Here is a 12928-nt window from a genome sequence, read left to right as displayed (position 1 = left end):
TCGCTCCCCCAGCGCACTTGCTATAGGGGTATGGATTCACAAACATTGTGGGGTTGCCAACGGGGGTTTGCGGCGGAACAATGCAAGATTACGTATTGCTGGCAATTCTGATTCTGCTGCCGTTCGCCGGGAGCGTACTTGCCGCAACGTTTCGCTCCAATGCACGCAACTCCGAGGCATGGCTTGCCGGAGGCGTCGCCTTTGGCTGCTTGGTGCTGACCGCCGCTGCCTATCCCACCATTGTCGCCCGCGGTGCGATCCGCAGCAGCTTCGACTGGATTCCGGAGCTGGGTCTCAGTTTTTCGCTGCGGATGGACGGGTTCGCCTGGATCTTCGCGATGCTCGTCAGCGGGATCGGCTTTCTGGTCGTGCTCTACGCCCGCTATTACATGTCGCCCGAGGATCCGGTTCCGCGCTTCTTCTCCTTCTTCCTCGCCTTCATGGGGGCGATGCTCGGAATCGTGCTGTCCGGCAACTTGATTCTTCTCGTCTTCTTTTGGGAATTGACGAGCATCTTCTCCTTCCTGCTGATCGGCTACTGGCATAACAACGCCGGTGCTCGCGACGGCGCCCGCATGGCGCTGACGGTGACGGGAATCGGCGGCCTCGCCTTGCTCGTCGGTGTCGTACTGATCGGACATATCGTCGGCAGCTACGACCTCGATCGCGTGCTGTCGTCCGGTGACACCATCCGCGGGCATGCTCTCTACGTGCCGGCGCTCGTGCTCATTCTGCTCGGCGCGCTGACCAAGAGTGCGCAGTTTCCCTTTCACTTCTGGTTGCCCAATGCGATGGCCGCGCCGACGCCGGTCTCGGCCTATCTGCATTCGGCGACGATGGTGAAGGCGGGGGTGTTTCTGCTGGCGCGTTTGTGGCCGGTGCTGTCCGGAACGCCGGAATGGTTCTGGCTCGTCGGCTTGGCCGGAATGGCGTCGCTGCTGGTGGGCGCCTTCTTCGCAATGTTTCAGCATGATCTGAAAGGGCTGCTCGCCTATTCGACCATCAGCCATCTCGGGCTGATCACGATGCTGCTCAGCCTCGGCAGTCCGCTCGGCGCGGTCGCGGCCATTTTCCATATGATGAACCATGCGACGTTCAAGGCATCGCTGTTCATGGCGGCAGGCATCGTCGATCACGCAACCGGCACGCGGGACATGCGAAGGCTCGGTGGCCTCTTTCGCTTCATGCCGATCACCGCGACGCTGGCGATGGTCGCAAGCGCGTCGATGGCCGGCGTGCCGCTGTTGAACGGCTTCCTCTCGAAGGAGATGTTCTTCGCCGAAGCGATCGAAACCCATGTCCGGTCAGTCCTCGATACGGCGCAGCCCTATGTCGCGGTGGTCGCCAGCACCTTCGCGGTGACGTATTCGATCCGCTTCATCCACTCGGTGTTCTTTGGGCAAAAGCCTACGGACCTGCCGCATGAACCACATGAACCGCCGTTCTGGATGCGGTTTCCGATCCTGTTTCTCGTTCTCGCCTGTCTGATCGTCGGCATTGCGCCGTCGCTCACGATCGGTCCGTTCCTGGAGACGGCGGTCGTTGCCGTGCTGGGGCCGCAGACGCCGGCGTATAGCCTTGCCGTGTGGCATGGGCTCAATCTGCCGCTGATCATGAGTGCGGTCGCTCTGGTCATCGGCTGCCTGCTTTACGTCGCCATGAGGAATTATCTGCATCGCTCGGAAGAGGGGCCGCCGTTGCTGCGCGAACTCAACGGCCAGCGCATTTTCGAGCGGATCCTGGTCACGGTATCGTGGAAGTGGGCCCGCTCGATCGAGAGCATCGTTGGCACGCAACGTTTGCAGCCGCAGTTGCGGCTGCTGGTCGGGGCTGCGATCCTCGCCGCTTTGCTGCCGCTATACCGCGGTGGATTTGGCGGGGCCATGCCGACCTGGAGCGGGGCCGATCCCGTCCTGATGCTGGTCTGGATCATCGGGGCTTGCTGTGCCATCGGCGCCGCCTACCAGGCGAAGTATCACCGGCTGGTCGCGCTTATTCTGCTGGGCGGTGCCGGGCTTACGACCTGCATCACCTTCGTCTGGTTCTCCGCTCCGGACCTCGCATTGACTCAGTTGATGGTGGAGGTCGTGACCACCGTCTTGATCTTGCTCGGCCTGCGCTGGCTGCCGAAGCGTCAGGAAACGAGCGATGGCCAACCTGTGACGTGGAGAATGCGCGTGCGCCGGCATCGCGATCTTGCCATCGCGATCGCGGCCGGCGGCGGGCTTGGGCTGGTTGCCTTTGCCGTGATGACGCGCTCGTTGCCCGACACCATCGCCAGCTACTTCCTCGAGCACGCCTATACCGGCGGCGGCGGCCGCAATGTCGTGAACGTGATCCTGGTCGACTTCCGCGGCTTCGACACCATGGGCGAAATCACCGTGCTTGCGGTGGTGGCGCTCAGCGTTTTCGCGCTGCTGCGCCGTTTCCGGCCGGCTGCGGACAGCGTGGGTTCGCCCGAGCAGCAGCGTCGGCAGAACGCGTTCGACGAAGCGGCGCCGGATCGCAAGCCCGGCGATACGGTCAGCGATTATCTGCTCGTTCCCGCCGCATCCATGCAATGGCTGTTTCCCGTCATCGTCGTCCTCGCGGTGTATTTGTTCCTGCGCGGCCACGATCTTCCCGGCGGCGGCTTCTCTGCGGGCATCGCCATCGCGGCAGCCTTCATCCTGCAGTACATGGCGGCGGACGCTAAATGGGTGGAAGAAAGGCTGCGTGTGCTGCCGGTGAGCTGGATCGGATTGGGACTGCTGCTGGCGGCCGCGACCGGGCTTGGTTCGCTGCTGTTCGGCTATCCGTTCCTCACCTCGTATGCGCAGTACACGAACTTGCCGCTGATCGGCGCGGTGCCGACCGCGACCGCGCTCTTCTTCGATCTCGGCGTTCTCGGTCTCGTGGTGGGGGCGACAGTGCTGATGTTGATCGCGCTGGCGCACCAGTCGATCCGCAAGGGTCGCTCCGATCGGGTGCGCGAGGCGGCCGAGGAGGACGCGTAATGGAGCTCCTGCTGGCGACTGTGATCGGCATTCTGGCCGGGTCGGGGGTGTGGCTGCTGCTCAGGCCACGGACCTACCAGGTGATCATCGGCCTGTCGTTGATCTCCTATGCCGTCAATCTCTTTATCTTCAGCATGGGGCGGCTGCGCTCCGGCGCATCGCCGATCCTGACGGATAAGACCGGCAGCCTGGCGGACTTTGCCGATCCGCTGCCGCAGGCGCTGGTCCTCACCGCCATCGTCATCGGCTTTGCGACGACAGCGCTGTTCCTCGTCATGTTGCTTGCGTCGCGCGGCCTGACGGGAACCGATCATGTCGACGGGCAGGAGCGCTGATGGGCGGTTGGCTCAACCATCTGATCGTCGCGCCGATCGTCGTGCCGCTCATCTCGGGCGCGCTGCTGATGATGTATGACGAGCGGCGGCCCTTGCTGAAGGGCGCCATCAATCTCATCGCCACGCTGACGACGCTGTATGTCGCCGTGACGCTGCTGCGGTTTGCCGATACGTCGGCAACCGGCGTCTATCTGCTCGGCAACTGGCCCGCACCGTTTGGTATCGTCCTCGTTCTCGATCGCCTGTCGGCGCTGATGCTGGTGCTGACGGCGCTGCTCGCATCCGCGGCTTTGACCTTTTCGCTGGCGAAATGGCACAAGGCCGGTTCGCACTTCCACAGTCTGTTTCAGTTCCTCCTGATGGGCGTCAACGGCGTCTGTCTGGCGGGCGACCTCTTCAATCTGTTCGTCTTTGTCGAGGTGATGCTGGCGGCCTCATATGGCCTCGTGCTGCACGGCTCAGGACCGCAGCGGGTTCGCGCGGGCCTGCACTACATCGCCATCAATCTCGCGACGTCATTCCTGTTCCTGATCGGCGTCAGCCTGATCTATGGTGTGACTGGAACGTTGAACATGGCCGATCTGGCGGTTCGCATTCCGAACGTTGCCGCGAGCGACCGCGCGCTCTTGGAGGCGGGTGCCGCGGTGCTCGGCACGGCCTTCCTGGTGAAGGCCGGCATGTGGCCGCTCTGCTTCTGGCTGCTGCGAGCCTATCCGGCCGCGGCGGCGCCGGTCGCGGCGGTCTTCGCCATCCTGAGCAAGGCCGGCATCTACATCCTACTGCGGCTGTCGCCGCTGCTGTTCGGCACTCAGGCCGGCGCGTCGTCCGGCTTCGGCCGCGAGGTGCTGTTGATCGGCGGCATGGCCACCATGGTTTACGGTATGATCGGCATCCTCGCCTCGCAGGCGTTGAGCCGCTTGGCCAGCTATTGCGTGCTGGTATCGACCGGAACGCTGCTCACGGCGATCGGCTTGTCCAACGCAAGCGTGACCGGGGGCGCTCTTTTCTATCTCGTCAGCTCGACCCTGACGATCGGCGCCTTCTTTCTGCTGATCGAGCTGGTCGAGCGGGGCCAAAGCCCGGTGGCCGATCTCCTCGCCGTGACCGCGGAGGCGTATGGCGATGAGGACGACGACGTGCAGGACGACGAGGTCGGTAGTCCTTTCCCCGGCACGCTGGCCATTCTCGGCATCTGCTTTGCGGGGTGTGCCCTCTTGTTGGCCGGCTTGCCGCCGCTGTCCGGCTTCGTCGCCAAGCTTGCCATGATGGTGGCGTTGTTTGCGCCTGCGGATGCAGGAGCGGCGACGACTATTCCGGCTGCGAGCTGGGTGTTTACTGCGCTGTTGATCCTCTCGGGCCTTGCGGCGCTGCTGGCCTTGGTGCGTGTCGGAATTCGCATCTTCTGGGCACCCATCGATGCGACTGTCCCACGCGTCCTCATTGTTGAGATCGTGCCGACCGTCGTTCTGCTGCTCCTGACGCTGGCCCTGACCGTTCAGGGCGGTCCCGTTATGCGATACATGGAACAGACCGCGCGTTCGATTCATGCGCCCGAGCAGTATATCGGCGACGTGCTGTCGGCGCGGCGTGTCTCGTCCTCGCGTGTGGAGGCCGGTCAATGAGTCGCGCGCTTCCCCATCCTGTGCTGGCCGCGTCGCTGTTGGTGATGTGGATTCTGCTCAACGGATTTTCGTTGGGGCATGTCATGCTCGGCAGCGTGATTGCGATCGCCGCATCCAACGTCATGGTGCGCCTGCAGCCGGCCAAGCCGAGCTTGCGCCGCTGGTATCTGATTCCCAAGCTCGTGCTGATCGTGCTGGTCGATATCTGGCGATCCAACGTCGCCGTTGCGGGGGTAATTCTCGGGCCGGATCGAGGCCAAAGGACTTCCGGCTTCATCACCATCCCGCTCACGCTTCGTCATCGCACCGGACTGGCCGTGCTCGCGTGTATCCTGACCAGCACGCCAGGGACAGCGTGGGTAGAATACAATGCGTCGCAGAGCACGCTCTTGCTGCATGTCCTCGATCTCGTCGATGAGGAGCACTGGATCAGCCTGATCAAGAATCGCTACGAGCGCTTGCTGCTGGAGATCTTCGAATGAGCGCGGTCGTCCTGTTCTGGTCGCTTCTGATCGCCCAATTCATGCTTGGCATCGCCATGGCGATTGCGGCCTTTCGCATCATTCGCGGGCCCAGGGCGCAGGATCGCATCCTAGCGCTGGATGCGCTGTATGTGAATGCGATGCTGCTGTTGTTGCTGTACGGCATGAGAACCGGAAGCACGCTTTACTTTGAAGCCGCGTTGGTCATTTCGCTGCTCGGCTTCGTGTCGACGGTCGCGCTGGCCAAATTCCTCATGCGCGGAGAGGTGATCGAATGACTGCCGCATCTGATCTGCCGGTTTGGGCCGCGTTGCTGACGAGTTTCCTCTTGCTGCTGGGAGCGGGGTTGACGCTGACGGGCGCCATTGGGTTGCTGCGTCTGAAGACGTTCTACGAGCGCGTTCACGCGCCGACGCTGGGCGCGACATGGGGTGCTGCCGGCATCCTGCTCGCCTCGATGATCTATTTCACCGTTCTGCAGGCGCGTCCGGTTCTGCATGAGGTGCTCGTCGCGATCTTCGTCACGGTGACCACGCCGGTCACGCTGATGCTGCTGGCCCGCGCGGCGATCTATCGCGATCGTGCGGAGGGAAGCAGCCTGGTTCCTCCGCAAACCGTATCGGAAACGGGTGACCGCGCCGAGTGACTGCCGAAAACAGGCACGCCATGATCATCAGGTGGTGAGCCAGCCAAAGGCTCGGCGCAAGACGGCCTGGCCATTGGTGTCGACGGGCGTTCCGTGGGCCATCAGCACCTTCTCGACTGGCCAGGCGAGAATGCGATCAACCGCGGCACGCGCGGCGTTCCGATCGGTGAACGCCAGCCGGAATTTCCGCGGCACTGACGGCTCAGCCGCAACCATCAAATCCCATCGGGCTATGAAGCCGCGCCAGCCGGAGAACCAGCCGGCGGGGAGCTGCTGCAACAGTTCGGTGAACAGCGCGGTGCCGCTCTCCTTGTGAAAGAACACCGTTTCGCGCGTGATAACGTTCCCAGCCACGACGACCTGATCGATCTGTCCGGCCCAGTCCGGTGCTGGCATCTCGCCAAGATCGTGGTCGAAAGCGATATCCTTGCGCTTCGCCCGCAACCCCGGCGCGGCGTGGAGCTGAGCGTCCGGATAGGCGCGCTTCCAGTCGGCGATGAAGAGGTGGTGCAGGGAATTGGGCGCAATCAGATGGCGAACGGCGCCGAGCTTATCGATCTCGCCACGCAGGCGGTCTGTCGGCGCGGTCGGCGACCAGACGAAGAGCGCGCCATCGGACAAGCGGATGACCGCCATGCGGGTCGGATAGAGGAATCCCAGCGCTCCGGTGACGGTGGTTCCGTCCGCCATCCAGATGTCGGGCCCAAACGGTTTCAACATAACGTTGCACGATTCCACGCGTCCGGAGCCGGGCGCCTGCATTCGTTCTAGCACAGCAATGGCAACACCTTGCATCGGCATTGCCGATAGCAGGGCGACGGAGATTACGGAGCCTGATCGGTGAAGGCGGTCGTGACTCCTGTTGGCAAGGCCAGACGGCGGGTAATCCCAAGCGCGGCTAGAAAGGCTTCGTCGTGGCTGACGACCACTAGCGCGCCGTCAAATGCCTGCAATCCGGCTTCGATTGCTTCGAGAGAATCAATGTCGAGATGGTTGGTCGGCTCGTCCAGGATCAGCAGCGGCGGCGGTGTCGGACCGCCGAGCACGCAGGCTAGTCCGGCGCGTAGCAGCTGCCCGCCGCTGAGATGCGATACGATCTGCAGGGCGGCATCGGCTCTGAACATGAAGCGTGCGAGCGCCGCGCGGCAGTCGTTCTCGTTCGCCTGCGGATGGATGCGGCGGAAATTGTCTCTGATCGAAGCTGATGGATCGAGCGCGCGGACCTGCTGGTCGAGCATGGCAAATCGGGTTGCGACGCGTACGGTGCCGCGCGATGGCTGTAGGCCCCCGGTGAGGAGCGCGAGCAGCGTCGTCTTGCCGGAGCCGTTCGGGCCGGTGATGGCAACACGTTCGGGACCCGTGATGCTGAACGAGAGATCGCGGATGACGGGCCGCCCGGGTGCGTAGCCGGCCGAGACGGCATTGGCCTGCAGCACGATCTTGTTCGCGGGCAGGTGTGTCGAGGGCAGGGACACGGACAAGGATTGCAGGATCTCGATCCGCTCGCGCTTGTCCGCAATGGCTTTTGCAGCGTCCGCCTGTCTGGCCTCGGCAAGGCGGGCGCCGGCGCCGCTGGTGTTCTCGCTGCGCTCCTTCAATCCGCCGAGGGCGATGCGCGGAGTGCCGCCCCTGGCGTTGCTCTTGCGGCCAGCGCCGTCTTTGCGCGCCTTGCGTTCGGCGGCGATCTGCGCCTTGCGCGCCAAGTCGGCGGCGTGACGCTCCGCGTCCGCGAGATCACGCTGCGCCGCCGCCAGCTCCTGCGTCTTGCGTTCGCGATAGGCGTTCCAGTTGCCGCCATAGCGCCTCGCAGCGAGAGGGGTGAGCTCGACGATGCCATCCATGCTGTTGAGCAGCGCCCGGTCATGGCTGACGATGATGGCACCCGCCCGCCATCCGGCCAGCAGGTCGTACAGCGCGTGACGGCCCTCCCGGTCGAGATTGTTCGTCGGTTCGTCGAGCAAGAGGAAGTCAGGTTTCGCGAACACCAGCGCGGCGAGGCCCGCGCGGGTGCGCTGTCCGCCGGAGAGCGCGCTCAAGCGGGTTTCGGCCGCTGCGTCGAGACCGACGTGAACCAGCGCTGCTGCCAGGCGCGTCTCCAGTGTCCAGTCAGCGGCCGCAAGCTCGTCGGTCGTGGCCTCGCCCCGTTCGGCGCGATGCAAGATGGCCAAGGCCTGCCTGGCACCGAACAGGTCGGCGATCATCTCGTGCGGCGCCACCTGAACCGTCTGGCGAAAGACACCAACGGTTCCGCGGATGGACACCGTACCGGCAGCAGGCAGCCGCTCTCCCGCCATCACCGCAAGCAGCGTCGTCTTGCCGACGCCATTGCGGCCGACGAGGCCGACCCGTTCGGGGCCGAAACTCAGATCAATGTTGGAGACGAGTGTCCGGCCGTCAGGCGCAGACAGGCTTAGATGGGAGAGGACGATGGAGGCCGGCATGAACATGGATTCCCCTGGAGGCAAGGCAGTGCGGCATTGCAGTCCGGGTGAAATCCATTGTGGCAGACGTCCTGTTCGTGTTGACGCGTAAATGATTTAGGCTTGGAAGGCCCGGGATGCAAGATCGAACGACCTGTTTAGCGGGTGTGCGGACGGGGCGCGCCGAACATAGTATGACGGGAGAACGACATGCCCAACGATGCTGCAACAGACGCGTTCGCCAAGGATCACGCGATGGATCGGTACGGCGCTGTCACCCACGAGGTCGTCAACCAGCCGTTCGCGCTCGCTGATTACAATCTCTTCAGCGCCGATGCCGCACTGACGGAGGCGGTCGCCCGCGAAGGCGCTGGCTGGGCGACCAACGATCTTGCAAATTTCGGCGCGCGCATCGGCACGGCGGATTACCTGGAACTCGGCGCGCTCGCGAACCGGCACGCGCCTGAATTCGACACCCATGACCGTTATGGCCGCCGGATCGATCTGGTCCGTTTCCATCCCGCCTACCATGAGCTCATGGCCACGGCGATCGAAGAGGGGCTGCATTCGTCGCCCTGGACCGATCCACGGCCGGGAGCGCATGTCGCGCGCGCCGCACGCTTCTATTTGCACAGCCAGGTCGAGGCGGGACACGGTTGTCCGGTCACCATGACATTCGCTTCCGTTCCATGCTTGCGGCAGCAGCCGGATATCGCCGAGGCGTGGCTGCCGAAGATTCTCACGCGCGTCTACGATCCGCGCAACATTCCAACCGATCAGAAGGCCGGCCTGACGATCGGCATGGCCATGACCGAGAAGCAGGGTGGATCGGATGTGCGCGCGAATACGACGCGCGCTGTGCCGGTCGGCGCCGGAGGGCCGGGGCAAGCCTACGAACTGATTGGTCACAAGTTCTTCGTCTCGGCGCCGATGTGCGATGCGTTCCTGGTGCTTGCGCAAGCCGCGGGCGGGCTCTCCTGCTTCCTCGTGCCGCGCTGGCGTCCGGATGGAACGAAGAACCCGCTGCAGGTGATCCGCCTGAAGCGGAAGATGGGCAACGTTTCGAATGCATCCAGTGAGACCGAGTTGCGCGGTGCGCTCGGCTGGATGATCGGCGACGAAGGGCGCGGTGTTCCGACCATCATCGAAATGGTGGCGATGACACGGTTCGACTGCATGGCGGGCTCGTCCGCGGGCATCCGGATGGCGACCAGCCAGGCGATCGATCATTGCTGCCAGCGGGCTGCTTTCGGCAAGTTGCTGATCGATCAGCCGATCATGCGCAACGTGTTGGCCGACCTCGCGCTCGAAGCGGAGGCTGCCGTGGCGCTGACGATGCGTATCGCGCGGGCGCTCGATAGCAGTGCAAAGCCGCACGAGGCTCAGCTCGTTCGGCTCGGCACGGCGCTTGGCAAGTATTGGATTTGCAAGCGGACACCGGGACATGCGTATGAGGCGATGGAGTGCATTGGCGGCTCAGGCGTCATGGAGGACAGTCCGATGCCGCGGCTATTCCGCGAATCGCCGGTGAATGCGATTTGGGAAGGCTCAGGCAACGTGCAGTGCCTGGATGTGCTGCGCGTGATGCAGCGTTCGCCGGAGGCGCTGGAAGCTTATTTCGTCGAGGTCGATGCCGCGCGCGGGACCAACGCGATCTTCGATCGCCATATCGATGCATTGAAGGCAGATATGCGTGATGCCGCCGATTTCGAGCAGCGGGCGCGCGATATCGTCGATCGTCTCGCGGTCGGCTTGCAAGCGAGCATTCTGCTGCAGCACGCACCCGCTGCGGTGTCGGACGCGTTCTGTGCTTCGCGGCTCGCCGCCTGCGGCGCGCATCAGTATGGCGCGCTGCCGCGAGGCGTGGATTTCACCGCCATCATTGCGCGGGCGAGGCCGCGATGAGGCGTGTGGGATGGCCGAGCCGCCTTGCAACAGTCGCCTGATGCGGCGCTTAGCTTTTAGACGTCGACGCTCGCGCTGAGCGCGTTGTCCTGGATGAACTCACGGCGCGGCTCCACCACGTCGCCCATCAGCTTGGTGAAGATATCGTCGGCCTCGTCGACCTCCTTGACCTTCACCTGCAGCAACGAGCGGACGTTGGTGTCGAGCGTGGTTTCCCAGAGCTGCTCCGGGTTCATCTCGCCGAGACCTTTGTAGCGCTGCATCGAGATGCCCTTGCGGCCGGCATCCGTGACGGCTTCGAACAGGCTCACCGGCCCGTGAATCGGCGTTTCCGTGTCCTTGCGGCGCAAGGTTCCGATCCGCGGATAGGTTTCCTGCAGCATGGCGGCATACTCATCGAGCTTGCGCGCGTCGGCCGAGCCAAGCAGCGCCTCGTCGATCATCGTGTATTCCTTGACGCCGCGCACGGTGCGCTCGAAGGCAAAGCCTTCGCCTTCGACATAATGGCCGATCCAGCCGCGTTCGACCTCGTCGGCGAGGGCATCGAGGCGTTTGGCGATGTAGTCGGCGGCCTGATTGGCGGTCGCAAGGTCGGAGATGACCGACGGGTTCAGAACGCCGGCGATGGCTGCCTGCTCGACCACGCCGCGGTTGTAGCGTGAGTGCAGCCCGTTCAACACGCCGCGGATGGTGCGAGCATCATCCACCAGCGCGCGCAAATCGCGGCCCGCGCGTTCTGCGCCATTGGGCAGCTTCAGCACCGAGTCTTCGAGACCGGTATCGATCAGATAATCTTCCAGCGCCCGCTCGTCCTTCAGGTACTGCTCGGATTTGCCGCGCGAGACTTTGTAGAGCGGCGGTTGGGCGATGTAGAGGTGGCCTGCCTCGATCAGCTGCGGCATCTGGCGGAAGAAGAACGTCAGCAGCAGCGTGCGGATGTGCGCGCCGTCGACGTCGGCGTCGGTCATGACGATGATCTTATGATAGCGCAGCTTGCCGAGGTCGAAGTCCTCACGGCCGATGCCGGTGCCGAGCGCGGTGATCAGCGTGCCGATCTGCTCCGACGACAGCATCTTGTCGAAACGGGCGCGCTCGACGTTGAGGATCTTGCCGCGCAGCGGCAGCACCGCCTGGAATTCGCGGTTGCGGCCCTGCTTGGCGGAACCGCCTGCGGAGTCACCCTCGACGATGAACAGTTCGGACTTTGCCGGATCGCGTTCCTGGCAGTCGGCGAGCTTGCCGGGCAGCGAGGTGACGCCGAGCGGATTCTTGCGGGTGAGCTCGCGCGCCTTGCGCGCAGCCTCGCGCGCGGCAGCGGCCTGAATCACCTTGCCGACGACGGTTTTGGCCTCTCCTGGATGTTCCTCGAACCAGGTCTGCAACGCTTCGTTGACGACGCTTTCGACCACCGGACGGACTTCGGACGAGACCAGCTTGTCCTTGGTCTGCGAGGAGAATTTCGGGTCCGGCACTTTCACCGATAGGACGGCGGTCAGACCTTCGCGGCAGTCGTCGCCGGTGAGCGAGATCTTCTCCTTCTTGGAGATGCCGCTGGTCTCCGCATAGCCCGTGACCTGGCGCGTCAGCGCGCCGCGGAAGCCCGCCAGGTGCGTGCCGCCGTCGCGTTGCGGAATGTTGTTGGTGAAGCAGAGCACATTCTCGTGGTAGGTGTCGTTCCACCACAGCGCGCACTCGACGCCGATGCCGTTGTGCTCGGCGCGCAGCGTGATCGGGGTCGGCATGATCGCAGCCTTGTTGCGATCGAGATATTTCACGAACGCCTCGATGCCGCCGTCGTAACGCATTTCCTCGCGCTTCTCGACTGCATGGCGCATGTCCGAAAGGATAATGCTGACGCCGGAGTTCAGGAACGCGAGCTCGCGCAGGCGATGCTCCAGCGTCGCGAAATCGAACTCGACCATGGTGAAGGTTTCGGGCGAGGGCAGGAACGTGACCTCGGTGCCGCGGTTATCGCCGGCGTCGCCGACAACCGCGAGCGGCGCAATGGCCTCGCCATGCGCGAACTCCATGAAGTGTTCCTTGCCGTCGCGCCAGATGCGCAACTGCAGCTTGGTCGAGAGTGCGTTGACGACGGAAACGCCGACGCCGTGCAGACCGCCGGAGACCTTGTAGGAATTCTGGTCGAACTTACCGCCGGCGTGGAGCTGGGTCATGATGACCTCGGCCGCCGAGACGCCTTCGCCCGGATGGATGCCGGTCGGAATGCCGCGGCCGTCGTCGCGCACGGTGACAGAGCCGTCGGGATTGAGCATCACCTGAACGGACGTGGCGTGACCGGCGAGCGCTTCGTCGATGGCGTTGTCGACGACCTCGTACACCATGTGGTGCAGGCCGGAGCCGTCATCGGTGTCGCCGATATACATGCCGGGCCGCTTGCGAACCGCATCGAGGCCTTTCAGCACCTTGATCGATTCGGCGCCGTATTCGGGCGTCGGAGAATGCGCAGTTTCGGCGGTCGTCTGCCGGGCGGGTTCGGTCATACAGGGGCCTTCGGAAAACCG

Annotated in this window: 10 protein-coding genes; 7 read left to right on the top strand and 3 right to left on the bottom strand. The window is 63.9% G+C overall.

Features of this window, described 5'->3' with window-relative positions:
* Window positions 1-80 precede the first annotated feature (80 nt).
* From X566_RS07655 to mnhG, 6 genes are read left to right on the top strand one after another with little or no spacing between them, the layout of a single operon-like run.
* A complete protein-coding gene (locus X566_RS07655; RefSeq protein ID WP_034464946.1) occupies window positions 81-2996 on the top strand; it encodes a monovalent cation/H+ antiporter subunit A in 2916 nt (971 codons plus the stop codon).
* On the top strand, window positions 2996-3331 hold the full coding sequence (locus X566_RS07650; RefSeq protein WP_034464944.1) for a Na+/H+ antiporter subunit C: 336 nt from the start codon (window positions 2996-2998) through the stop codon (window positions 3329-3331). The genes X566_RS07655 and X566_RS07650 overlap by 1 nt, the downstream gene beginning before the upstream one ends.
* Window positions 3331-4953 (top strand): monovalent cation/H+ antiporter subunit D, encoded by a 1623-nt coding sequence (locus X566_RS07645; RefSeq protein ID WP_034464942.1) that lies wholly within the window; start codon window positions 3331-3333, stop codon window positions 4951-4953. The genes X566_RS07650 and X566_RS07645 overlap by 1 nt, the downstream gene beginning before the upstream one ends.
* Window positions 4950-5435 carry a Na+/H+ antiporter subunit E gene (locus X566_RS07640; RefSeq protein WP_034464939.1) on the top strand — a complete coding sequence of 162 codons (486 nt, stop codon included), beginning with the start codon at window positions 4950-4952 and terminating at the stop codon, window positions 5433-5435. Before X566_RS07645 ends, X566_RS07640 begins: the two co-directional genes overlap by 4 nt.
* The gene (locus X566_RS07635; RefSeq protein WP_034464935.1) at window positions 5432-5713 is read left to right on the top strand and encodes a K+/H+ antiporter subunit F; all 282 of its coding nucleotides are present in this window, start codon (window positions 5432-5434) and stop codon (window positions 5711-5713) included. The genes X566_RS07640 and X566_RS07635 overlap by 4 nt, the downstream gene beginning before the upstream one ends.
* Complete coding sequence (mnhG, locus tag X566_RS07630; protein WP_034464933.1) at window positions 5710-6081, top strand: monovalent cation/H(+) antiporter subunit G; 372 nt, start codon at window positions 5710-5712, stop codon at window positions 6079-6081. Before X566_RS07635 ends, mnhG begins: the two co-directional genes overlap by 4 nt.
* Before the next feature lie 27 nt (window positions 6082-6108).
* On the opposite strand, the gene X566_RS07625 is transcribed toward mnhG, so the two are convergent.
* Entirely contained in the window at window positions 6109-6801 is a 693-nt protein-coding gene (locus tag X566_RS07625) for a DUF4336 domain-containing protein (RefSeq protein ID WP_034468182.1), read from the bottom strand.
* A gap of 104 nt (window positions 6802-6905) precedes the next feature.
* On the bottom strand, window positions 6906-8522 hold the full coding sequence (locus X566_RS07620) for an ABC-F family ATP-binding cassette domain-containing protein (RefSeq protein WP_034468181.1): 1617 nt from the start codon (window positions 8520-8522) through the stop codon (window positions 6906-6908).
* A gap of 189 nt (window positions 8523-8711) precedes the next feature.
* Here X566_RS07620 and X566_RS07615 point away from each other — a divergent pair, with 189 nt between their 5' ends.
* Entirely contained in the window at window positions 8712-10406 is a 1695-nt protein-coding gene (locus X566_RS07615; protein WP_051443946.1) for an isovaleryl-CoA dehydrogenase, read from the top strand.
* Window positions 10407-10462: 56 nt separating this feature from the next.
* On the opposite strand, the gene gyrB is transcribed toward X566_RS07615, so the two are convergent.
* Window positions 10463-12907 carry a DNA topoisomerase (ATP-hydrolyzing) subunit B gene (gene gyrB, locus X566_RS07610; protein ID WP_034464931.1) on the bottom strand — a complete coding sequence of 815 codons (2445 nt, stop codon included), beginning with the start codon at window positions 12905-12907 and terminating at the stop codon, window positions 10463-10465.
* Window positions 12908-12928: the final 21 nt, after the last annotated feature.

Source organism: Afipia sp. P52-10, assembly GCF_000516555.1.
Taxonomy (GTDB): Bacteria; Pseudomonadota; Alphaproteobacteria; order Rhizobiales; family Xanthobacteraceae; genus P52-10.
This window is presented reverse-complemented; position numbering and strand designations above follow the sequence as displayed.

Coding starts and splice junctions, on each gene's coding strand:
- X566_RS07645 (WP_034464942.1), top strand. CDS start 3,331: ATGGGCGGTTGGCTCAACCATCTGATCGTCGCGCCGATCGTCGTGCCG.
- X566_RS07640 (WP_034464939.1), top strand. CDS start 4,950: ATGAGTCGCGCGCTTCCCCATCCTGTGCTGGCCGCGTCGCTGTTGGTG.
- X566_RS07620 (WP_034468181.1), bottom strand. CDS start 8,522: ATGCCGGCCTCCATCGTCCTCTCCCATCTAAGCCTGTCTGCGCCTGAC.
- X566_RS07635 (WP_034464935.1), top strand. CDS start 5,432: ATGAGCGCGGTCGTCCTGTTCTGGTCGCTTCTGATCGCCCAATTCATG.
- X566_RS07650 (WP_034464944.1), top strand. CDS start 2,996: ATGGAGCTCCTGCTGGCGACTGTGATCGGCATTCTGGCCGGGTCGGGG.
- X566_RS07625 (WP_034468182.1), bottom strand. CDS start 6,801: ATGTTGAAACCGTTTGGGCCCGACATCTGGATGGCGGACGGAACCACC.
- X566_RS07615 (WP_051443946.1), top strand. CDS start 8,712: ATGCCCAACGATGCTGCAACAGACGCGTTCGCCAAGGATCACGCGATG.
- mnhG (WP_034464933.1), top strand. CDS start 5,710: ATGACTGCCGCATCTGATCTGCCGGTTTGGGCCGCGTTGCTGACGAGT.
- gyrB (WP_034464931.1), bottom strand. CDS start 12,907: ATGACCGAACCCGCCCGGCAGACGACCGCCGAAACTGCGCATTCTCCG.
- X566_RS07655 (WP_034464946.1), top strand. CDS start 81: ATGCAAGATTACGTATTGCTGGCAATTCTGATTCTGCTGCCGTTCGCC.